Origin of the sequence: Microvirga arsenatis, assembly GCF_009910705.1 — a bacterium.
Classification (GTDB): Bacteria; Pseudomonadota; Alphaproteobacteria; order Rhizobiales; family Beijerinckiaceae; genus Microvirga; species Microvirga arsenatis.
The window spans coordinates 507444-526995 of record NZ_JAAAXJ010000001.1 but is presented as its reverse complement, the minus strand read 5'-3'; the positions used below and the strand labels follow the sequence as shown (position 1 = coordinate 526995).

The 19552-nt window shown below is 66.4% G+C and carries 22 protein-coding genes; 13 read left to right on the top strand and 9 right to left on the bottom strand.

Annotation, left to right across the window (positions count from 1 at the left end; genetic code table 11):
* Positions 1 to 2: 2 nt before the first annotated feature.
* The 4 genes from plsY to GR303_RS02415 all read right to left on the bottom strand — a co-directional run bounded on the left by plsY (position 3) and on the right by GR303_RS02415 (position 3554).
* A complete protein-coding gene (gene plsY, locus GR303_RS02430; RefSeq protein ID WP_161721805.1) occupies positions 3 to 605 on the bottom strand; it encodes a glycerol-3-phosphate 1-O-acyltransferase PlsY in 603 nt (200 codons plus the stop codon).
* 10 nt (positions 606 to 615) lie between these two features.
* Positions 616 to 1911, bottom strand: a complete 1296-nt coding sequence (locus GR303_RS02425; RefSeq protein ID WP_161721804.1) for a dihydroorotase — start codon at positions 1909 to 1911, stop codon at positions 616 to 618.
* Between the two features lie 116 nt (positions 1912 to 2027).
* Positions 2028 to 2468 carry a hypothetical protein gene (locus tag GR303_RS02420; RefSeq protein ID WP_161721803.1) on the bottom strand — a complete coding sequence of 147 codons (441 nt, stop codon included), beginning with the start codon at positions 2466 to 2468 and terminating at the stop codon, positions 2028 to 2030.
* 138 nt (positions 2469 to 2606) lie between these two features.
* Positions 2607 to 3554, bottom strand: coding sequence for an aspartate carbamoyltransferase catalytic subunit (locus tag GR303_RS02415; RefSeq protein WP_161721802.1), 948 nt, complete (start codon positions 3552 to 3554; stop codon positions 2607 to 2609).
* A gap of 109 nt (positions 3555 to 3663) precedes the next feature.
* On the opposite strand from GR303_RS02415, the gene GR303_RS02410 reads away from it, so the two are divergent.
* The 3 genes from GR303_RS02410 (at position 3664) to GR303_RS02400 (ending at position 8669) form a co-directional block, all read left to right on the top strand.
* The gene (locus GR303_RS02410) at positions 3664 to 5298 is read left to right on the top strand and encodes an isovaleryl-CoA dehydrogenase (protein WP_161721801.1); all 1635 of its coding nucleotides are present in this window, start codon (positions 3664 to 3666) and stop codon (positions 5296 to 5298) included.
* Positions 5299 to 5436: 138 nt separating this feature from the next.
* Positions 5437 to 8157 carry a type I DNA topoisomerase gene (gene topA / locus GR303_RS02405; RefSeq protein ID WP_161721800.1) on the top strand — a complete coding sequence of 907 codons (2721 nt, stop codon included), beginning with the start codon at positions 5437 to 5439 and terminating at the stop codon, positions 8155 to 8157.
* A 5-nt stretch (positions 8158 to 8162) separates the two neighbouring features.
* Entirely contained in the window at positions 8163 to 8669 is a 507-nt protein-coding gene (locus GR303_RS02400; RefSeq protein WP_161721799.1) for an MgtC/SapB family protein, read from the top strand.
* Here GR303_RS02400 and GR303_RS02395 read toward each other — a convergent pair.
* The gene (locus tag GR303_RS02395; RefSeq protein ID WP_161721798.1) at positions 8658 to 8846 is read right to left on the bottom strand and encodes a hypothetical protein; all 189 of its coding nucleotides are present in this window, start codon (positions 8844 to 8846) and stop codon (positions 8658 to 8660) included. The two genes, GR303_RS02400 and GR303_RS02395, sit on opposite strands and share 12 nt — an antisense overlap.
* 194 nt (positions 8847 to 9040) lie before the next feature.
* On the opposite strand from GR303_RS02395, the gene parE reads away from it, so the two are divergent.
* The 6 genes from parE (at position 9041) to rpmG (ending at position 15851) form a co-directional block, all read left to right on the top strand.
* Positions 9041 to 11149 (top strand): DNA topoisomerase IV subunit B, encoded by a 2109-nt coding sequence (parE, locus tag GR303_RS02390; protein ID WP_425487089.1) that lies wholly within the window; start codon positions 9041 to 9043, stop codon positions 11147 to 11149.
* Positions 11150 to 11252: 103 nt separating this feature from the next.
* Positions 11253 to 11657 carry a VOC family protein gene (locus tag GR303_RS02385; RefSeq protein WP_161721796.1) on the top strand — a complete coding sequence of 135 codons (405 nt, stop codon included), beginning with the start codon at positions 11253 to 11255 and terminating at the stop codon, positions 11655 to 11657.
* Between the two features lie 302 nt (positions 11658 to 11959).
* Positions 11960 to 14278, top strand: coding sequence for a ribonuclease R (rnr, locus tag GR303_RS02380; protein ID WP_161721795.1), 2319 nt, complete (start codon positions 11960 to 11962; stop codon positions 14276 to 14278).
* 14 nt (positions 14279 to 14292) lie between these two features.
* Positions 14293 to 14724: a DUF983 domain-containing protein gene (locus GR303_RS02375; RefSeq protein WP_161721794.1), complete on the top strand. Its 432-nt coding sequence runs from the start codon at positions 14293 to 14295 to the stop codon at positions 14722 to 14724.
* Positions 14725 to 14752: 28 nt separating this feature from the next.
* Positions 14753 to 15478 (top strand): NUDIX hydrolase, encoded by a 726-nt coding sequence (locus GR303_RS02370; RefSeq protein ID WP_201751873.1) that lies wholly within the window; start codon positions 14753 to 14755, stop codon positions 15476 to 15478.
* Positions 15479 to 15683: 205 nt separating this feature from the next.
* Complete coding sequence (rpmG, locus tag GR303_RS02365; protein ID WP_027317288.1) at positions 15684 to 15851, top strand: 50S ribosomal protein L33; 168 nt, start codon at positions 15684 to 15686, stop codon at positions 15849 to 15851.
* A 78-nt stretch (positions 15852 to 15929) separates the two neighbouring features.
* On the opposite strand, the gene GR303_RS02360 is transcribed toward rpmG, so the two are convergent.
* The 3 genes from GR303_RS02360 to GR303_RS02350 form a co-directional block, all read right to left on the bottom strand.
* Positions 15930 to 16499, bottom strand: a complete 570-nt coding sequence (locus GR303_RS02360) for a hypothetical protein (RefSeq protein WP_161721792.1) — start codon at positions 16497 to 16499, stop codon at positions 15930 to 15932.
* A gap of 144 nt (positions 16500 to 16643) precedes the next feature.
* Positions 16644 to 17279: an SGNH/GDSL hydrolase family protein gene (locus tag GR303_RS02355; RefSeq protein WP_161721791.1), complete on the bottom strand. Its 636-nt coding sequence runs from the start codon at positions 17277 to 17279 to the stop codon at positions 16644 to 16646.
* The gene (locus GR303_RS02350) at positions 17276 to 17656 is read right to left on the bottom strand and encodes a response regulator (protein WP_161721790.1); all 381 of its coding nucleotides are present in this window, start codon (positions 17654 to 17656) and stop codon (positions 17276 to 17278) included. The genes GR303_RS02355 and GR303_RS02350 overlap by 4 nt, the downstream gene beginning before the upstream one ends.
* Positions 17657 to 17796: 140 nt before the next feature.
* On the opposite strand from GR303_RS02350, the gene GR303_RS02345 reads away from it, so the two are divergent.
* Positions 17797 to 18048 (top strand): hypothetical protein, encoded by a 252-nt coding sequence (locus GR303_RS02345; RefSeq protein ID WP_161721789.1) that lies wholly within the window; start codon positions 17797 to 17799, stop codon positions 18046 to 18048.
* Between the two features lie 19 nt (positions 18049 to 18067).
* Here the strand turns inward: GR303_RS02345 and GR303_RS02340 are convergent, their stop codons facing one another.
* Complete coding sequence (locus GR303_RS02340) at positions 18068 to 18331, bottom strand: hypothetical protein (protein ID WP_161721788.1); 264 nt, start codon at positions 18329 to 18331, stop codon at positions 18068 to 18070.
* Between the two features lie 253 nt (positions 18332 to 18584).
* Here GR303_RS02340 and GR303_RS02335 point away from each other — a divergent pair, with 253 nt between their 5' ends.
* From GR303_RS02335 to GR303_RS02325, 3 genes are all read left to right on the top strand, one after another.
* On the top strand, positions 18585 to 18848 hold the full coding sequence (locus tag GR303_RS02335) for a glutaredoxin family protein (RefSeq protein ID WP_161721787.1): 264 nt from the start codon (positions 18585 to 18587) through the stop codon (positions 18846 to 18848).
* A gap of 10 nt (positions 18849 to 18858) precedes the next feature.
* Entirely contained in the window at positions 18859 to 19233 is a 375-nt protein-coding gene (locus GR303_RS02330; RefSeq protein ID WP_161721786.1) for an SPW repeat domain-containing protein, read from the top strand.
* A gap of 70 nt (positions 19234 to 19303) precedes the next feature.
* Positions 19304 to 19483: a hypothetical protein gene (locus GR303_RS02325; protein ID WP_161721785.1), complete on the top strand. Its 180-nt coding sequence runs from the start codon at positions 19304 to 19306 to the stop codon at positions 19481 to 19483.
* The last annotated feature ends 69 nt before the right edge of the window (positions 19484 to 19552 follow it).

The window sequence follows — 19552 nt, the reverse complement described above, 5'->3', positions numbered from 1 at the left end:
GCTCACCCCTTCTGCCCGATCTTGCCCTCGGTGCCGGCAAGCAGGCGGCTGATGTTCTGGCCGTGCTTCCACCACAGGAGGGCGACGAGGATCACCGCAATCCCGGCCATGCCGGGCTCGCCCAGGAGCCAGAGGACGACCGGTGTCGCCGCGCTGGCAACGAGGGCCGAGAGCGAGGAATACTTGGAGGCGAAGGCCACCCCGAGCCAGATCAGGCAGAAGATCAGCGCCGCCAGGGGTTTCAGGCCGATCAGGACGCCGATGAAGGTGGCGACGCCCTTGCCGCCCTTGAAGCCGAGCCATACCGGAAAGAGATGGCCGAGGAAGGCGCCCAGGGCCGCGGCCGTGGCGAATTGCGGGCCCCATTGGGCGGCGACGACCACCGCCGCCGTGCCCTTCAGGGCATCGGCCACGAGGGTCGCCGCCGCGAGGCCCTTGCGGCCCGTGCGCAGGACGTTGGTGGCGCCGATATTGCCCGAGCCGATCTTGCGCACGTCGCCCAGGCCGGCCATGCGGGTGAAGATCAGGCCGAACGGGACCGAGCCCAGGAGATAGCCGAAAAGCAGAGCCGCCAGCAGGTACAGGAGATTGGCCTCGTCAGACATTCACTACCCGTTACATCGTTTCGCGTTGAAAAACCACCCGGCCCGCGACCATCGTGACCGTCACCTGACCTTCAAGACGCGCCTCGTCGAAGGGCGTGTTCTTGGACAGGGATTTGAGCTGGCGCTTGTCGAGCACGTAAGGCGCGTCCGGATCGAAGACGATCAGGTCCGCCGGCGCGCCGACTGCGAGCCGCCCGCCCGGAAGACCCAGGATTTCGGCCGGTTTCGTCGACAGGGCGCGCAGGAGCTTGGGCAGCGAGATGCGATCCGAATGGACGAGGCGCAGGGCCGCCGAGAGCAGGGTCTCGAGCCCCACGGCGCCATTGGCCGCTTCCGCGAAGGGCAGCCGCTTGTTCTCAACATCCTGTGGATTGTGGTCCGACACGATCACGTCAACGGTGCCGTCCGCCAGCGCCTCGATCATCGCCTGCCGGTCGTCCTCGTGCCGGAGCGGCGGCGAGAGCTTCAGGAAGGTGCGGTAGTCGCCGATGTCGTTCTCGTTGAGCGCCAGGTGGTTGATGGAGACGCCGCAGGTGACGGGCAGCCCTTTTCCCTTCGCGCCCCGCACGATCTCGGCCGAATCGGCACAGGAGATCATCGCCGCGTGGTAGCGCCCGCCGGTCAGGCGCACGAGGCGGATGTCGCGCTCCAGCATCACCGTCTCGGCCTCGCGCGGGATGCCCGGCAGGCCGAGGCGAGAGGCGAACTCGCCCTCGTTCATGACGCCCTGCCCGACCAGGTCGGGATCTTCCACGTGATGGATGATGAGCGCGTCGAAGTCGCGCGCATAGGTCAGCGCCCGGCGCATGACCTGGGCGTTCGTGACCGAGCGCGCCCCGTCCGTGAAGGCGATGGCGCCGGCCTCCTTCAGGCGGCCGATCTCCGCCATCTCGGCCCCTTCCAGGCCCTTCGTCAGGGCGGCGGCCGGGCGGATGTTGACGATGGAGGTGTCGCGGGCGCGGCGGACGATGAAGTCGATGACGGCCGGATCGTCGAGAACCGGACTCGTATCCGGCATCGACACGACCGTGGTGACGCCGCCGGCGGCGGCAGCCTCGCCGGCACTCTTCAGAGTTTCGCGATAGGGCCCGCCCGGCTCGCCGATGAAGGCGCGCATGTCGATGAGGCCGGGCGCCAGCACCTGGCCTGCGCAATCGATCACCTGCGCATCGGCGGCTTCCGTCACCTGCGGGCCGAGGGCTGCGATCAAGCCGTCGCGCACCAGCACGCCGCCGCGCTCCTCGCGGTCGCTGGCGGGGTCGACGAGGCGGGCGTTTTTCAGCAGGATCGGCTGTTCAGAGGGCATTACGGGCGGTCTCCTTTCCCTCTCCCCTCTGCGGGAGAGGGTGCCCTGCGAAGCAGGTCGGGAGAGGGGCCGAGTTCGGCTTCAATCGCTTGGCGCACAGAGTCAAGGAAGATACTTCACTCATGCGCCTGCACGACGGGCACCTGGACAGCGTTCTCGGCGTCGAAGCGCCATGAATAATCAGGCGTCATCCAGATTTCACTACTGAACATACTCAAACCACACGCTCCTATTTTGTAGAGTGTGGACTTGGATTTATCCCTTCTGGCAGCATCCTCTAAGAACAGGATCACCTTTTCAGCCTCCTCTTTTAATTGGATGCCACAAGTGGCCATGACTATCAGAGGGTGAAGTTCTCTACCGCTATGGTCCGGGTTCTTGGGGCTCTTGATCGATACAAGTTTCTTTTCAGATAAGCTTTCGCTCAGCTCTAGCTTGGAATCAGCTATCTCAAAACGGCAGTGGTATAAGCCTGTCTTGAAGTCTCTCCTGCAAGGGGTTGATCGTTGAATGTCTGACGCCCCGACCTCCTTTAATGAAGCGAGGAATTGCTCCATTCTGGGAGTTTCAGCAGAAAAGTAGAGAAACTGTCGACACCCGAATAACTCGCAATACAAGAGGGAAAACCCACCTACTATAAGAGCTAATAGTACTAAGAGAGCTTTCAGGACAGTTGGCAAACGTCAGGCCCCCCCTCACCTGTTCGGCAGATGGCTCGCCAGAGCCTCCAGCACCGCCATGCGCACGGCGACGCCCATTTCGACCTGTTCGCGGATGAGGGACTGCGCGCCGTCGGCCACGTCGGAGGAAATCTCGACGCCCCGGTTCATGGGGCCGGGATGCATCACGAGGGCGTCGGGCTTGGCGTAGGAGAGCTTTTCCTGGTCGAGCCCGTAGAAGCGGAAGTACTCCTTCACGGACGGCACGAAGGAGCCGTTCATGCGCTCGCGCTGGAGGCGCAGCATCATGACGATGTCGGCGTCCTTCAGGCCCTCCTTCATGCTGGTGAAGGTCTCGAAGCCCAGCCGCGCGATGCCCGGCGGCAGCAGGGTCGAGGGCGCGACGAGCCTCACCCGCGCGCCCATGGCGGCGAGCAGGATCATGTTGGAGCGCGCCACCCGGGAATGCAGGATGTCGCCGCAGATCGCGACGGTCAGGCCCGCGATGCGGCCCTTGTTGCGGCGGATGGTGAGCGCGTCCAACAGCGCCTGGGTCGGATGCTCGTGCGCGCCGTCGCCGGCATTGACCACCGAGCAGTCGACCTTTTGGGCGAGCAGATGCACCGCGCCTGCCGCGTGATGGCGCACGACGATGATGTCGGGCCGCATGGCGTTCAGCGTCACGGCCGTGTCGATCAGGGTCTCGCCCTTCTTCACGGAGGAGGAGGCGACGGACATGTTCATCACGTCGGCGCCGAGCCGCTTGCCGGCGATCTCGAAGGAGGATTGCGTGCGGGTCGACGCCTCGAAGAAGAGGTTGATCTGGGTCCGGCCCCTCAGGGTCGTCTTCCGCTTCTCGACCTGCCGGCTCACCTCGACCTGCTCGTCGGCCAGGTCCAGAAGCGCCTGAATGTCCAAGGGAGACAGCCCCTCGATGCCGAGGAGATGCCGGTGGGGGAAAACGGATCGGGGGGCGTCGCTCATCTTAAAGCGATGGCTATAGGCGGTCCCGGAAACGGCGGCAAGCCAGCTCTCTACGGGAAGCCGCTCCGCGCTAGAATAAATTAGGTTCATGTCGCGAGGGCCGGTAGCCATGCTCCCGTTCGAGACCCATGATGTCGTCAACCAGACGCCGCCCTTCGGCGACGTGAACCTCGTCGCGAGCAACCGGCCCCTGCTCGACGCCCTGAAAGCGAACGGCGTCGATCCGGAGGCGGAGGGCCTCATCGCCTTCGGAGCCGCCTGGGGCTCGGCGGAGCGGATCGATCTCGGGCGGCTCGCCAACGAGAACTTGCCGAAACTGCGCACCCATGACGCGCGGGGCTACCGGATCGATGCGGTCGAGTTCCACCCGGCCTATCATGTGCTCATGCGGGCGAGCATGGAGGACGGCCTCCACGCCTCGACCTGGGACGAGCCGGGGTCGGGCCATGCCCATGTGGCGCGGGCGGCGCGGATCTACACGGCGGCGGGCGTCGAGAGCGGCCATGTCTGCCCGATCACCATGACCCATGCCTCGGCGGCGGCGCTGGCCGCCGCCCCGACCCGGCTCGCCGATTGGCTGCCGAAGATCCGTTCGCGCATCTACGATTCCCGCTTCATCCCCTTCTGGGAGAAAACGGCCGTCACCCTCGGCATGGGAATGACCGAGAAGCAGGGCGGCACGGACGTCCGGGCGAACACCACCCGGGCCGACCGGAAGGCCGGGGACGAATATGCCCTGACCGGGCACAAGTGGTTCATGTCGGCGCCCATGTGCGACGCCTTCCTGGTGCTGGCCCAGGCGCCGGGCGGGCTCACCTGCTTCCTCGTCCCGCGCTTCCGGCCCGACGGCTCGCTCAACGCCCTGCGTCTCCAGCGGCTGAAGGACAAGCTCGGCAACCGCTCGAATGCCTCGTCCGAAGTCGAGTTCCATGAGACCTTCGGGTGGAGAATCGGGGAGGAAGGCCGCGGGGTGCGCACCATCATCGAGATGGTGCAGCTGACCCGCCTCGACTGCGCCGTGGCCTCGGCCGGCCTCGTGCGGATGGGGCTGGCGCTCGCCATGCACCACGCCCGGCATCGCGGCGTGTTCCAGAAGAAGCTCATCGACCAGCCGGCGATGCGGATGGTGCTGGCGGACCTCGCCCTGGAAAGCGAGGCCATGACGGCGCTGGCCCTGCGGGCCGCCAACGGCTTCGACCTTCAGGGGACGGACGATCGCGAGGCCGGCTACGCCCGTCTCGTGACGCCGGCAGCCAAGTTCGGCATCTGCAAGGCGGCCCCGCGCCTCCTCTACGAGGCCATGGAGTGCCTCGGCGGCAACGGCTATGTGGAGGAGAGCGCCCTGCCCCGGCTCTACCGGGAGGCCCCGGTCAACGCGATCTGGGAAGGCTCGGGCAACGTGATCGCCCTCGACATCCTCCGCGCCGAGACCCGCGAGCCGGAGATCGCCAGCGCCGTGCTGGAGCGCCTGATGGCCGAGATCCGCGACCTTCCGGGGGCTTCCGACGCGGCGCGGGATCTCGTCATGGCCCTCCACTCGCCCGAAGCCGAGGCGCGGGCCCGTTTCATTGCCGAGAGGCTTTTCGTCCTGGCCGCAACCGCGGCGCTGGCCCGCTCCGCGCCATCCCAAATCACCGAAGCCTATGCCCTCACCCGCCTTGCCGCTCCCTCCCGGACGATCGGGGCCAACGATCTCGGCCAAGCTGTCAATCCCTTGCTGGAACGGGCATTCGTGGCCATATGAGAGCCATCCGGACAGGTCCGATTTGACTTGTCCGCGATCATCAACCACTTATCGCGCCCTGCGGCGGTCAGCCTCTGGCCGCCGTCTGTCGTCTTGGCAGCAGGGCACCGGTCCGCTGCCGCTTTTGGGAAGCCGTTCATGAAAGTCCTCGTCGTCGAGTCGCCTGCCAAGGCCAAGACGATCAACAAATATCTCGGCAAGGATTACGAGGTCCTGGCCTCCTTCGGGCATATCCGCGATCTGCCCGCCAAGGACGGCTCGGTCGACCCGGATGCCGATTTCCGCATGATCTGGACGCTCGAGGACAGGGGCTCGAAGCGGGTTTCCGACATCGCCAAGGCGATCAAGGGGGCCGAGAAGCTCATCCTGGCCACCGACCCGGACCGCGAGGGCGAGGCGATCTCCTGGCACGTGCTGGAGGCGCTCCGCGAGAAGCGGGCGCTCAAGGACCTGCCGGTGGAGCGCGTGACCTTCAACGCCATCACCAAGGAGGCGGTGCAGGCGGCTTTGCGCCAGCCGCGCCAGATCGACCAGGCGCTGGTCGACGCCTATCTCGCCCGCCGCGCCCTGGACTATCTCGTGGGCTTCACCCTCTCGCCGGTGCTCTGGCGCAAGCTCCCGGGCGCCCGCTCGGCCGGCCGCGTGCAGTCGGTGGCGCTTCGCCTCGTCTGCGACCGCGAGCTCGAGATCGAGACCTTCAAGCCCCGGGAATACTGGTCGCTGATCGCGACGCTCGCCACCAAGGACGGCGGCGTGTTCGACGCGCGCCTCGTCGGTGCCGACGGCAAGAAGATCCAGCGCCTCGACATCGGCAACGGCAAGGATGCCGAGGCCTTCAAGAAGGACCTGGAGCTTGCCACCTTCTCGGTGGCGAACGTCGAGGCCAAGCCCGCCAAGCGCCACCCCTACCCGCCCTTCACCACCTCGACCCTGCAGCAGGAGGCCTCGCGCAAGCTTGGGCTGGCGCCGGCCCAGACCATGCGCATCGCACAGCGCCTGTACGAGGGCGTGGACATCGGCGGCGAGACGGTCGGCCTCATCACCTACATGCGAACCGACGGCGTCGACATGGCGCCCGAGGCCGTGCAGGCCGCCCGCCGGGTGATCGGCAAGGAATACGGCGACCGCTACGTGCCGGGCGTGCCGCGCCGGTACACCACCAAGGCCAAGAACGCCCAGGAAGCCCACGAGGCCATCCGCCCGACGGACATGAGCCGCCTGCCGAAATACGTGGCCAAGTACCTGGAGCCGGAGCAGGCGCGGCTCTACGATCTCATCTGGACCCGCACGATCGCGAGCCAGATGGAATCGGCGGAGCTGGAGCGCACCACCGCCGACATCACGGCCCAGGTGGGCCCGCGCAAGCTCGATCTTCGCGCCACCGGCCAGGTGATCAAGTTCGACGGCTTCCTGACCCTCTACAACGAGAGCAAGGACGACGAGGCGGACGAGGACGAGGGCCGCCTGCCGCCCATGAAGGCGGGCGATCCGCTGGAGCGACGCCGCATCAACGCGACCCAGCATTTCACCGAGCCGCCGCCGCGCTATTCGGAGGCCTCCCTCGTGAAGCGCATGGAGGAGCTCGGCATCGGCCGCCCCTCGACCTATGCCGCCGTGCTGCAGACCCTGCGCGACCGGGAATATGTGCGCATCGAGAAGAAGCGGCTCGTCCCCGAGGACAAGGGCCGCATCGTCACCGCCTTCCTGGAGAGCTTCTTCCGCCGCTACGTGGAATACGACTTCACGGCCGATCTGGAGGAGCAGCTCGACCGCATCTCGAATTCCGAGATCGACTGGAAGCAGGTCCTGCGCGACTTCTGGCGCGACTTCTCGGCCGCCATCGGCGAGACGAAGGAGCTGCGCACCACGGAAGTGCTCGACGCCCTCAACGAGCTGCTTGGGCCCCATATCTTCCCGGATAAGGGCGACGGCTCGAACCCGCGCACCTGCCCGAATTGCGGCACCGGCCAGCTCTCGCTGAAGCTCGGCAAGTTCGGCTCCTTCATCGGCTGCTCGAACTATCCCGAGTGCAAGTACACCCGCCAGCTCGCCGCCTCGGGCGTCGAGGGCGACGGCGAGGGTTCGTCTGAGAACGGCGGCCAGCCGGGCGTGAAGGTTCTGGGCACCGACCCCGAGACCGGCCTCGAGGTCACCCTGCGCGACGGCCGTTTCGGCCCCTTCGTCCAGCTCGGCGAGGGCGAGAAGCCCAAGCGCTCCTCCCTGCCCAAGGGGATGTCCCCCGCCCTGGTCGACCTGGACAAGGCCCTGAAGCTGCTCTCCCTGCCCCGCCCCGTGGCGACGCATCCGGAATCGGGCGAGCCGATCCTGGTCGGCATCGGCCGCTACGGGCCCTACGTCCAGCACGGCAAGACCTACGCCAATCTGGGAGCGGGCGACGACGTGCTCGAGATCGGCGCGAACCGCGCCATCGACCTGATCGTCACCAAGGAAAGCGGCGGAGGCGGCCGCCGCGGCGCCGCCGATCCCGGACGGCCCCTGGGCTCCGATCCGCAATCCGGCAAGACCATCGTGGTGAAGGCCGGCCGCTTCGGCCCCTACGTCACGGACGGGGAGACCAACGCCACCCTGCCGCGGACCCTGGCCCCCGAGGCGGTGACGTTGGACGAGGCCGTCGGCCTCCTGAACGCGCGGCGCGCGGCAGGGCCTGCCAAGAAGCCCGCCCGCGGCCGCAAGGCTCCGGCCAAGAAGGCTGCCGCGAAGGCTCCGGCCGCAAAGAAGGCGGCCACCAAGACGGCAGCCAAAAAGACCGGTGTCAAAAAGACGGCCACGAAGAAGCCGGCGGCGAAGAAGACCGCTTCCAAGGCGGCTTCGGCCAAGAAGACCGCCAAGGCAGGTTGAGTGCGATGGAACAGTGGGCGTTCTGGCTCTGGGAGGAGCACAGCGACCAGATCGAGATCACGCTGCGGCTCATCGTGGCGACGGTTGCCGGCATGGTCGTCGGCATCAACCGGGACATCCACAACAAGCCCATCGGGATGCGGACGCTCGCCCTCGTCTCCCTCGGCTCGGCCATCGTGATCCTGTCCGGCTCCGTCTATGAGGGGCTGCACTTCGGGCAGGACGCGGTCAGCCGCGTGGTTCAGGGCATCCTGACGGGCCTCGGCTTTCTCGGGGCGGGCTCGATCCTGCGCGGCAAGGACGGGATGGAGGTTCAGGGCCTGACGACGGCGGCGACGGTGTGGATTGCCGCGGGCCTCGGGGTCACTGCGGGCCTGGGCGCATGGTTCATCACGGTAGCCGGAACCCTGGTCACCCTGTTCCTGCTCACCTATGGAACGCAGCTGGAGGAAAAGCTGATCCGCTTCTTCGGCAGGAGCGAGCGTTCGCGGGAAGGAACCTTAGAAGACTAGGCTCAGGCCCAGCACCGCGACGGCGGCCATGCCGAGCCAGACCAGGCTCGATCCGTAGGAGCGTGATCCGACCGGAGCGGTATCGGGCTCGTCGAAGGCGAAGGCCTCGCCCGCATTGCGCGCCGCGCGGTCCAGGTGGAGCTTCTGTGCCGGTCCCAATGTCGTCCGCGTCGTCACGCCCAAATCTCCCGTTAAGCTCATGCTTAACCATTCAACGTGAATGGAATTTAAACAGTTCCTGATGACATCCAGAAGACAGCCTTTCGGGGGAGTTCGTTGGTAACCTTTACAGAGTATGGTTCTCCCCACTTTGAGTGCTTGTGACGTAAAACCACCTTCACGTTTCCGTTTTGTTCTCGTATAAAAACGGGATGAGACAGAGTTTAAAGAAGCGCGAATCATCACGGACCAAGGTCCCAATGACAGACAACGACGATCTCTTCGGGGGCGCCGCGGCCAAGCGCGCCGCGCCGGCCACGGCCCGCAATGCCGCCGTCAAGGTCTCCCGCCAGGCGCCCCAGCAGGGCACCCCGGGCGAGGCCGGCTACGACGCGTCGGCCATCGAGGTGCTGGAGGGGCTCGAGCCCGTCCGCCGCCGGCCGGGCATGTATATCGGCGGCACGGACGAGAAGGCCCTGCACCACCTCTTCGCCGAGGTGATCGACAACTCCATGGACGAGGCGGTGGCGGGCCACGCGACCTTCATCGAGGTGGAGCTGGAGGAAGGGGGCTGGCTGTCCGTGACCGACAACGGGCGCGGCATCCCGGTCGATCCGCATCCCAAGTTCCCGAAGAAGTCGGCGCTCGAGGTCATCATGACCACCCTGCACGCGGGCGGTAAGTTCGACTCGAAGGTTTACGAAACCTCGGGCGGCCTGCACGGCGTCGGCGTGTCGGTGGTGAACGCGCTGTCCGAGATCCTCGAGGTGGAGGTCGCCCGCGGCCAGACCCTGTATCGCCAGGTCTTCGCCCGCGGCCTCCCTCAGGGCAAGCTCGAGACGGTGGGCCGCGTGCTCAACCGGCGCGGCACCAAGGTGCGCTTCAAGCCCGATTGGCAGATCTTCGGCAAGGAGGCCCATTTCCAGCCCCGCCGCCTGTTCAAGATGGCCCGCTCCAAGGCTTATCTGTTCGGCGGCGTCGAGATCCGCTGGAAATGCGCCCCGTCCCTGATCGAGGGGGTCACCAACGTCCCGGCTGAGGCGACCTTCAAGTTCCCGAACGGCCTTAAGGACTACCTGCTCCACGACATCGAGGGGAAGGAGCTGGTCACGGACGCCATCTTCTCCGGCAAGATCACCAAGCCCGGCAGCCACGGCTCGCTGGAATGGGCGGTCGCCTGGATGGCGAACGAGGACGGATTCTCCACCTCCTACTGCAACACGGTGCCGACCCCGGAGGGCGGCACCCACGAGAACGGCCTGCGCATCGCCCTGCTCCGCGGCCTGCGCGAGCATGCCGAGCGCGTGAACCAGGCGAAGCGCATGGCGGCGGTGACCACCGACGACGTGATGGCCACCTGCGCCTCCATGCTGTCGGTCTTCATCCGGGAGCCGGAATTCCAGGGTCAGACCAAGGACAAGCTGGCGACGGTCGAGGCCGGCCGCATCGTCGAGAACGCGATCCGCGACAGCTTCGACCACTGGCTCGCCGCCTCGCCGCAGCAGGCGAACAAGCTGCTCGACTGGGTGATCGACCGGGCGGAGGAGCGCCTGCGCCGGCGCCAGGAGAAGGAGGTCGCCCGCAAGACCGCGACCCGCAAGCTGCGCCTGCCCGGCAAGCTCGCCGACTGCTCCAATGCGGGCGCCAAGGGCTCCGAACTTTTCATCGTCGAGGGCGATTCGGCCGGCGGCTCCGCCAAGCAGGCCCGCGACCGCGCCACCCAGGCGGTTCTTCCGCTGCGCGGAAAGATCCTGAACGTGGCCTCGGCGGGCCGGGAGAAGCTGCACCAGAACCAGCAGCTGTCCGACCTCGTCCAGGCGCTCGGCTGCGGCACCGGCTCCCACTACAAGTCCTCGGACCTGCGCTACGAGAAGGTCATCATCATGACCGACGCGGACGTGGACGGCGCCCACATCGCCTCGCTGCTGATCACCTTCTTCTACCGGCAGATGCCCAAGCTCATCGACGACGGGCACCTGTACCTGGCGGTCCCGCCCCTCTACCGCCTCAGCCAGGGCGCCAAGACGGCCTATGCCCGCGACGAGGCAGACCGCGACCGGCTGCTCAAGACCGTGTTCAAGGGCAACGGCAAGGTGGAGATCGGCCGCTTCAAGGGCCTCGGCGAGATGCTGCCGGCGCAGCTCAAGGAGACCACCATGGACCCCAAGAAGCGCCTGCTTCTGAAAGTGGTCGTGGAGGCCGACGACAAGCCGGAAGCCAACGATGCGGTGGAGCGCCTGATGGGCAACAAGCCGGAAGCCCGCTTCGCCTTCATCCAGGAGCGCGCAGCCTTCGCCGACGAGGCGGACCTGGATATCTGATTGTATCATCAGTAAAATCCCAGCCCATAGCGGTCAGGACAAGACGCGCAGACAGGCTGGGATTTGCCGGTTGACCCTGCATGGGCCCGGCAAAGGGGGTCACTTGAAGCAGAGCATCGCCCATGTCGCTCTCGTCGTGCGCGACTACGACGAAGCCATCGAATTCTACGTGAACAAGCTCGGCTTCGAGCTGGTCGAGGATACCTATCAGCCGGAGCAGGACAAGCGCTGGGTCGTCGTTCGCCCGCGGGGAGATGGGATGACGTCGCTGCTTCTGGCGCGCGCGTCGAACCCGCACCAGGAGACGTTCATCGGCAACCAGGCCGGCGGCCGTGTTTTCCTGTTTCTGCAGACCGACGACTTCCAGCGCGATTATGCCGCTTTGGTGGAGGCCGGCATTACGTTTGTCCGGGAACCCAAGCAGGCCTCCTACGGGACCGTCGCCGTATTCCAGGACCTCTACGGCAATCTCTGGGATCTGGTCGAATTCGCCGACGGTCGCGGATGACGGCGCTTCACCCGGAACCCCCAAGACGGCCGTTCGGCAGCCTCCAAAATTTTTTCAAAAAAATTTCGGAAAGCCTGGAACCTTCCTCAAGCAGGCGCGTTTCATAGGCTCACCGGCTCATTCTGCCCCCACGGGCCGGTCCCTCAAGGCTCCCTTTCGGGAGCCTTATTTTTTGCCCGATAGCCTCCCTGCCCCATGGATCTCCGGCCCGGCCCGAGCGTCATTTCTAGAGCAGGCTGCCAGGGCTAGCCGCGCCCAAGCTTGCATGCGACAAGATCCCGTAAACCTCACGAGCTCCTCCATTGTCCAAACGTTCGAAAGCCGACCCTTCCGCCTCTCTGCCCTCCCGCGAGGAGGTCGTCTCCTTCATCACCCAGGCCCAGGGCAAGGTGGGCAAGCGGGAGATCGCTCAGCGCTTCGGGATCAAAGGCAGCGACCGGATCTGGCTGAAGCAGGTCCTCAAGGATCTGGAGGTGGAAGGCGTCGTCGACCGGCGGGGCAAGACTGTCCACAAGGCGGGCCAGCTTCCTCCCGTGGTGCTGGCCGACATCACCCGCCGCGACCGGGACGGCGAGCTGATCGCGGTGCCGACCGAGTGGGACGAAGAAGAGCATGGCTCGATTCCCACGATCATCATCCTCGCCCCCCGCAAGCCCCGGCCGGGACAGCCGGTGGCGGGCGTCGGCGACCGGGCGCTGCTCAAGGTCGAGCCGCTCCGGCCGGGCGACATCCACCGCTATTCCGGACGCGTCACCAAGATCATCGCGAAGAAGCAGGCTCAGGTGCTCGGCATCTTCCGCTCCCTGCCCGAGGGCGGCGGGCGACTCATCCCCGTGGACAAGAAGGCCCGCGAGCAGGAACTCCAGATCAGGCCGGGTGACGAGGGCGAGGCCCAGGACGGGGACCTGATTGCCGTTTCGGTGGTCAAGCACGGCCGCTTCGGCCTGCCCACCGCCAAGGTGAAGGAGCGCCTGGGCTCCATCCAGTCCGAGAAGGCCGTAAGCCTCATCGCGATCCATGCCCACAGCATCCCCAACGAGTTCCCGAAGGCCGTGCTGGACGAGGCGGCCGCGGCGAAGCCCGCGTCGCTCGAAGGCAGGGAGGACTGGCGCAGCCTGCCCCTCGTCACCATCGACCCGCCGGACGCCAAGGACCACGACGACGCGGTCCATGCCGTGCCGGACGACGATCCGAGCAATGCGGGCGGATTCATCGTCACCGTGGCGATTGCCGACGTATCGGCCTATGTGCGCCCCGGCTCCGCCATGGACCGGGAGGCGCAGGAGCGCGGCAACTCGGTCTACTTCCCCGACCGGGTCGTGCCGATGCTGCCGGAGCGCATCTCGAACGACCTCTGCTCCCTGCGCCCGCGGGAGGACCGTCCTGCGCTTGCGGTCCGCATGGTGATCGGTCCCGACGGGCGAAAAATCCGCCACAGCTTCCACCGCGTGATGATGCGCTCGGCGGAGAAGCTCTCGTACCAGCAGGCTCAAGCCGCCATCGACGGCAGGCCCGACGACGTGACGAAGCCGATCCTCGACACGATCCTGAAGCCTCTCTGGGCCGGCTACGAGCTGGTGAAAAAGGCCCGGGACATCCGGGAGCCGCTCTTCCTCGACCTGCCCGAGCGCAAGATCGTGCTCAAGCCCGATGGCACCGTCGAACGGGTTTTCATGCCCGAGCGGCTCGAGGCGCACAAGCTGATCGAGGAGTTCATGATCCTCGCCAACGTGGCGGCGGCGGAGGAGCTTGAGAGGGCCGAATCCGACCTGATCTACCGCGTCCACGACGAGCCCTCGCTGGAGAAGATGCGGGCTTTGAGCGAGGTGCTCGCCTCCATCGGCCTCAAGGTCCCGACCCAGGGCGCGCTCAGGCCGGAGCTGTTCAACCGCATCCTGCGCAGCGTGGAGGGCTCCGAGCATCAGCTCTTCATCAACGAGGTGGTGCTGCGCTCCCAATCCCAGGCCGAGTACGCGGCGGAGAACTACGGACATTTCGGCCTCAACCTCAGGCGCTACGCCCATTTCACCTCCCCCATCCGCCGCTATGCCGACCTCATCGTCCACCGGGCGCTCATCTCCGCCCTGAAGCTCGGCAAGGACGGGCTGTCTGAGGGCACCACCCGGGCGGAGCTCGTCGAGATCAGCGCCAAGATCTCGGCGGCCGAGCGCCGGGCCATGGCGGCGGAGCGCGAGACCAACGACCGCCTCATCGCCCACTTCCTCGCCGACCGGATCGGAGCCACGTTCGACGGGCAGATCTCCGGCGTGTCCAAGGCGGGGCTCTTCATCAAGCTGAACGAGACGGGCGCGGACGGCTTCGTCCCGGCGGCCACCATCGGCAACGATTACTACCGCTACGACGAGGCGACCCACTCCATGCGCGGAGAGGACACCGGCGAGACCTACCGCCTGGGCGACAAGGTCGAGGTGAGGCTGGTGGAGGCCGCTCCCGTGGCGGGGGCGCTTCGCTTCGAGCTGCTCACCAAGGGGCGCTTCACCGGCAAGCCCGGCGGCGGCAGGAAAGGCGGCAAGCGGCCCGCCCGCAGGGCCAAGGCGGCGGCAGAAGCCGGCCGCTCCTCCCCGACCCGGGTCAGGGTCAAGCGGCGCACCCGCGCCTGACGGAAGGATCGAACATGCCTTTGACGATCAAGACCGGCGCTGCGGCGGAACCGGGCGAGATCAAGGTCATCCCGGCCATGCGCCGCGGCTTCATGGGCCGTTGCCCGGCCTGCGACAGGGGGCGGCTCTTCGGCCGCTTCCTCAAGGTTGCGGACCGGTGCGAGGCCTGCGGGACCGAGCTCCATCACCACCGGGCCGACGACCTGCCGCCCTATCTGGTGATCTTCATCGTAGGCCACCTCGTCGGCTACGGGATCCTCATGACCGAGACCAAGCTCGAGGTGCCGATGTGGGTGCATCTGGCCACTTGGCCGGCCCTGACCCTGATCCTGTGCCTCGCCCTGCTCCAGCCCATGAAAGGTGCTGTCGTGGGGCTGCAATACGCGCTAGGAATGCACGGCTTCGGCGCCGCCCGGGCCGGAGAGAACGCCGACGAGGACACGTAACGTGACGGACATCGAAACCCTGGCGAAGATGGATCGCCTCGTTTCCGCCGAGACCAACCCCAAGGCCCCGACCCTCCGCCCCGTCGACGCCGCAACCCTCATCATCATCGACCGCAAGCCCAAGACCCCGAAGGTGCTCATGGGCAAGCGCCATGAGGGTCTCAAGTTCATGCCGGGCAAGTTCGTCTTCCCCGGCGGTCGAATCGAGGCCGGCGACCGGGCCATGACTGTGACCGGCGCCCTTCATCCGCGCGCCGAGCAGGCCCTGATGGCCCGGGTGACCCGCCCCTCGGCCCAACGCTGCCGCGCCCTGGCGCTCGCGGCCATCCGGGAGACCTTCGAGGAAACGGGCCTGCTGCTCGGCACGAAGGATTACGGCCCCCCGGAGCGCGTGCCTGCCGGAACCGCCTGGGAGAGCTTCCAGGAGCGCGGGGTCTATCCGGACCTGGAATCCCTGCACTTCATCGGCCGGGCCATCACCCCGCCGAAGCGCGTGAGGCGCTTCGACACCCGCTTCTTCGCCGTGGACCGCACCGCCATTGCGGAGGAGGTGGAGGGGGTCGTCGGGCCGGAGGCCGAGCTGGTGGAGCTCGCCTGGGTCACCATCGCCCAGGCCAAGACGCTCGACCTGCCTCCGATCACCACCGTGATCCTGGGTGAGCTGGAGGCCCGGATCGCCGCGGGGTTCGGCCACCAGCTCCCCGTCCCGTTCTTCCACCAGCAGCGCGGCCGGTTCGTGAGGGAACTGCTGTAGCCCGGATTGCCGTCCCTGACGAAGCGCGGCGAAGATCCGGGATTGGGAACAGGATGGGGTGCTCTTCTCCCCTCTTCACCCTTGACTGGTTCCCGATAATCGGGCATGGGAACGGCACGATTTTCCGGCCGGGTTCGCCCGGCCTTTGCGTTTCGGCAAAGCCCTGAGGCGAACCGAGCGCCTGAACTGAACAAGAGGTCCGACCATGGCCAAAGCCGCAACGATCAAAGTGAAGCTCGTCTCCACCGCCGACACGGGCTATTTCTACGTGACGAAGAAGAACTCGCGCACGATGACCGAGAAGCTCAGCTTCAAGAAGTACGACCCGGTCGCGAAGAAGCACGTCGAGTTCAAGGAAGCCAAGATCAAGTAAGGCTTCCGCAAGAGCTATTCATACGAAAACCGCCCCTTGTCGGGGCGGTTTTTTGTTTGGAGCGAAGAGATCTTCGCCTTAGCGGCTCGATCCGACGATCCCGCGCATCTGGCGACCTTCCCAATCGTCCCTGTATCTGATCGCGCCGGTCGCGCCGACGTCGCGGCGGATCACGCGAACCACACGCCCGCGGTAACGGTCGCGGTCACGGTAGACCACCTGGGTCCGGTAGCGGGGCTCACGGTAGACGACCCGATTCACCACACGCGGTTCCCGGTACACGACCTGGGTCCGGTAGACCGGAGCCGGCCGGTAGACGACGCGGGTTACGGGCGCCGAATAGTAGCCATAGGCCGGGTAGGAATAAGTCGGGTAGTCGTAGTCATAGCCGTAGGACACAGGGTAGCTGTGTCCGTACCGGTATCCATAGGCCGGGTAGCTGGCGGGGTAGTACCCGTAGCCGGGATAGGCATAGGACGGGGTCGCCGCGGCGGTGATCAGGCCGCCGAGGAGAGCGCCGCCGATGAGACCGGCGGCCACGGCGGCGCCTCGATCCGAGCCATGGCCGCGGCGGTGGCGGGCATCCGCCGATTCGACGCTCGCGACCGTGAGAGCGGCGACGCTTGCGAGTAACGCTAACTTCTTCATGGTCAACCTCTCAAGAAAAGGCAGACAGCCTTCTTTGCAAAACAATTCGCAGCCTAAGCTTTGGTTCGCAGCTTGGCACGCGAAATCGTCGATTTTCTTCGGAAGAACAATGGTTTCTGACAATTTGTTCAGAATTGGCCGCTCTCACTGCGCATAGACCTGCGATCGCGGGAAAATCGTGTTCCCCGCTGCCGCCTGGGCGATGACGCCAGCGATCTTGTCGCCGCCCTTGGCCGAGGGTTCGATGGGATTGGCATAATCGTCCGGCTCGTTGCAGATGAGGCGCAGGTCGATCAGGGGAAGGCGCCGGGCGAAGGCCTCGCGGGTGATGACGTCGTTGAAGATCGACAGGGCCGTCACCACGAGGCGCTGCTCCTGCGGGTCGGGAAAGCGGGCATCGTAGATCGTGCAGATGGCGGTCGGCAGGCGGCGCTCCAGAACCCGGTCGAGCATGGCCCGGTAGCTGCGGGCGAACTCGTCCTGCACGAGCGCGAGCCTTCCGACGACGTCGGCGACCGAGCGGGCCTGCTCGCGAAGGATGCCGCTGTGGCGAAGGGCATCGTTGCCGCCGGCGCTGACGACGAGATGGCTGGCGTCCGGCGGCACCCGGTCCATCTGCCGCTCGACCCCCGTCGTGACGGCGCCGTCGACCGCGCACAGCGTCGCCCTCCAGCCGTGGGGCAGCTTGGCCTGAACCTGCTTCACCACGTCCGGTTCGCCGCGCCGCACATAGGCGCCGTTGTCGAAGATGCTGTCCCCGAGCAGAACGACGTGGCTCATGAGAGCCTCCCGATCATGCGGTTCAGGGTTGGGACGAGCCGGTCCGTCAGATAGGCCTTGGCGATGAACTCGCCGCCTTCCGGCACCGGACCCGAGGTGTCGTCCGAATGGCCGGACATCATCACCACGGCGAGACCGGGCAAGCGCCCGCGGGCCTTTGCCGCCAGCTCGAACCCGTCGATCCGGCCCGGCACATGGGCATCGACGACGAGGGCGTCGGCAGCCGGCTCCTTCTCGAGGATCCGCGCGGCCTCGTCGGGATCGGCTGCTTCGTGAACATCGAAGGAGGCCTCCTGCAGGAGGCGGGCAACCGCCTGACGGATGGAAGGCTCCTCGTCGACCAGGACGACCACCGGACGTCGCTCTTGCGTGGGCACCTGCGGATCCTCCTGCATAACCAGCTGTGCCGCATCAACATGGGCGAAGCAGCCCTTGTTCCGATGAGGATTGTCGGGCGGAACACTGTAACCGGAGGGGCGTTGATCCTGCGCCCGATGGCGGGCCGAGGAGACATTCCATGCTCGAGCAACTCAAAGCATTCCTGCTGACCACGATGCTGACCGTCTGGAGCACCGTCGCGATGGCCCAGACTTCCCCGGGCGGCACCACGGGCGGCGGAACCGCATCCCCGTCCGGCACCACGACCGGCGCCAATCCCGGTGGAGCCGCCGGAGAAGGCATGGACTGGGTCTGGATCATCGTCGCCGTCGTCGTGATCGGGGCGCTGCTTTTCTACTTCCTGGGCCGCGGCCGCAGCACGCGGGTCTGAACGGACGCCGCACATCCGATCAGGCTGGCGGCTTGCCGCCAGCCTCGAAAAAGGGCCGGAAGTTCTCGAGCCAGGAAGCGAGCCAGAACTCCAGCGCAGCCTTGGCGGCTTCCTCGGTCGGCCCGTAGCCCCAGGCGTCCTCCTGCAGCGGCGTCGACCAGATCCAGAACCGGTTGCTGCCGTCATAGGCGACGCTGCCGACCTCGACCGGCCCGACCGAGCCGACATGACGGTTGAGCGGAACGCCGGCCACCCGATCCTGCCGCCACTGAATCCTGCCCATTCGCCGCCGCCTCCTCGGGAAGAACGGCAAGCTAGGGCGGACGGCGGCCTCCACAAGCCGGCGAGCACGGGAACAGCGGCACCGCGCCGACGTTGGCGAGCAGGCTGGCACGGAGTGGTCCATGGAAGGCGGTGCGATCTGGCTCATGACCATCGGCACTATCATCGTGCTCTCCGCCGCCATCGACGGCATCGCCATCCTGCTGCGCCGTCGCCGGCGCTCCCTCAGACGCTAGACCCGGAAGGACAAAACCTTGCAGCTCGAACTCATCCACAAATGGGCATGCCCCTACTCCGCGAAGGTGCGCGACTTCATCGACGCCCATGAGCTGAAGGACCGGATCACCTTCATGGAAATCAACGAGACCGAGGGCGCAAAGGACAGGCTGGCGCAGCTGACCGGGAAGACCCAGGTGCCCTGCCTCGTCATCGACGGCAAGCCGATGCTCGAAAGCGCAGACATCATCGGCTGGCTCGGCCAAAACCTGGTTAGCAACCAAGGCGCGGGGCGCGGCTGAGGATCGGGCGATGCGCTTCCTCCCCACCCGTCTGCACGGCGCGATCGACTACCTTTGGGGCCTGGCGCTGCTGTCGACGCCATGGCTCCTCGGCTTCGACGATGTGCCGGCGGCGACATGGGTGGCGGTCGTCTTCGGTGTGGGAGCAATTCTCTACTCGGCACTCACGGCCTACGAACTCGGGCTCCTGAAGATCCTGCCCATGCCGATGCACCTGATCCTGGACGGGATCGGCGGGATCGTGCTCGCTGCCTCTCCCTGGCTCTTCGGCTTCGCCGACCGGGTCTATCTTCCGCACCTTCTCTTCGGTCTGTTCTCCGTCGTCGCGTGCCTTATCACACGCCTCGAACCCACACTGGTCAACGGGCGCCGGGAACCGGCCTGATGATCCGGAATGGTCCGTTGACGACGCTTCCTGCGAGGAGCAGCATCACGCCTCCTCAAGGGAGGCGCCCATGTTCGACAATGTCGTCCAGGCCAGTGAAGCGTTCCGCGAGAGTGCCCATCGCATGCAGGGATCGCTGCGGATGGCCCTGAAAGGGTGCCCCGAGTGCCGCACGGTGGACATGATTGCATCCCCGAGCCTCGGCGCCTGCGAGGATTGCGGATCGGCCATGATCGCCCTGCCCCGGTAGAGGACAGGCGGTTCCGAGTGCCATTTCCATAGCATCGCTCCCGGTCCACCCTCTATGCTCTGCGCCCGG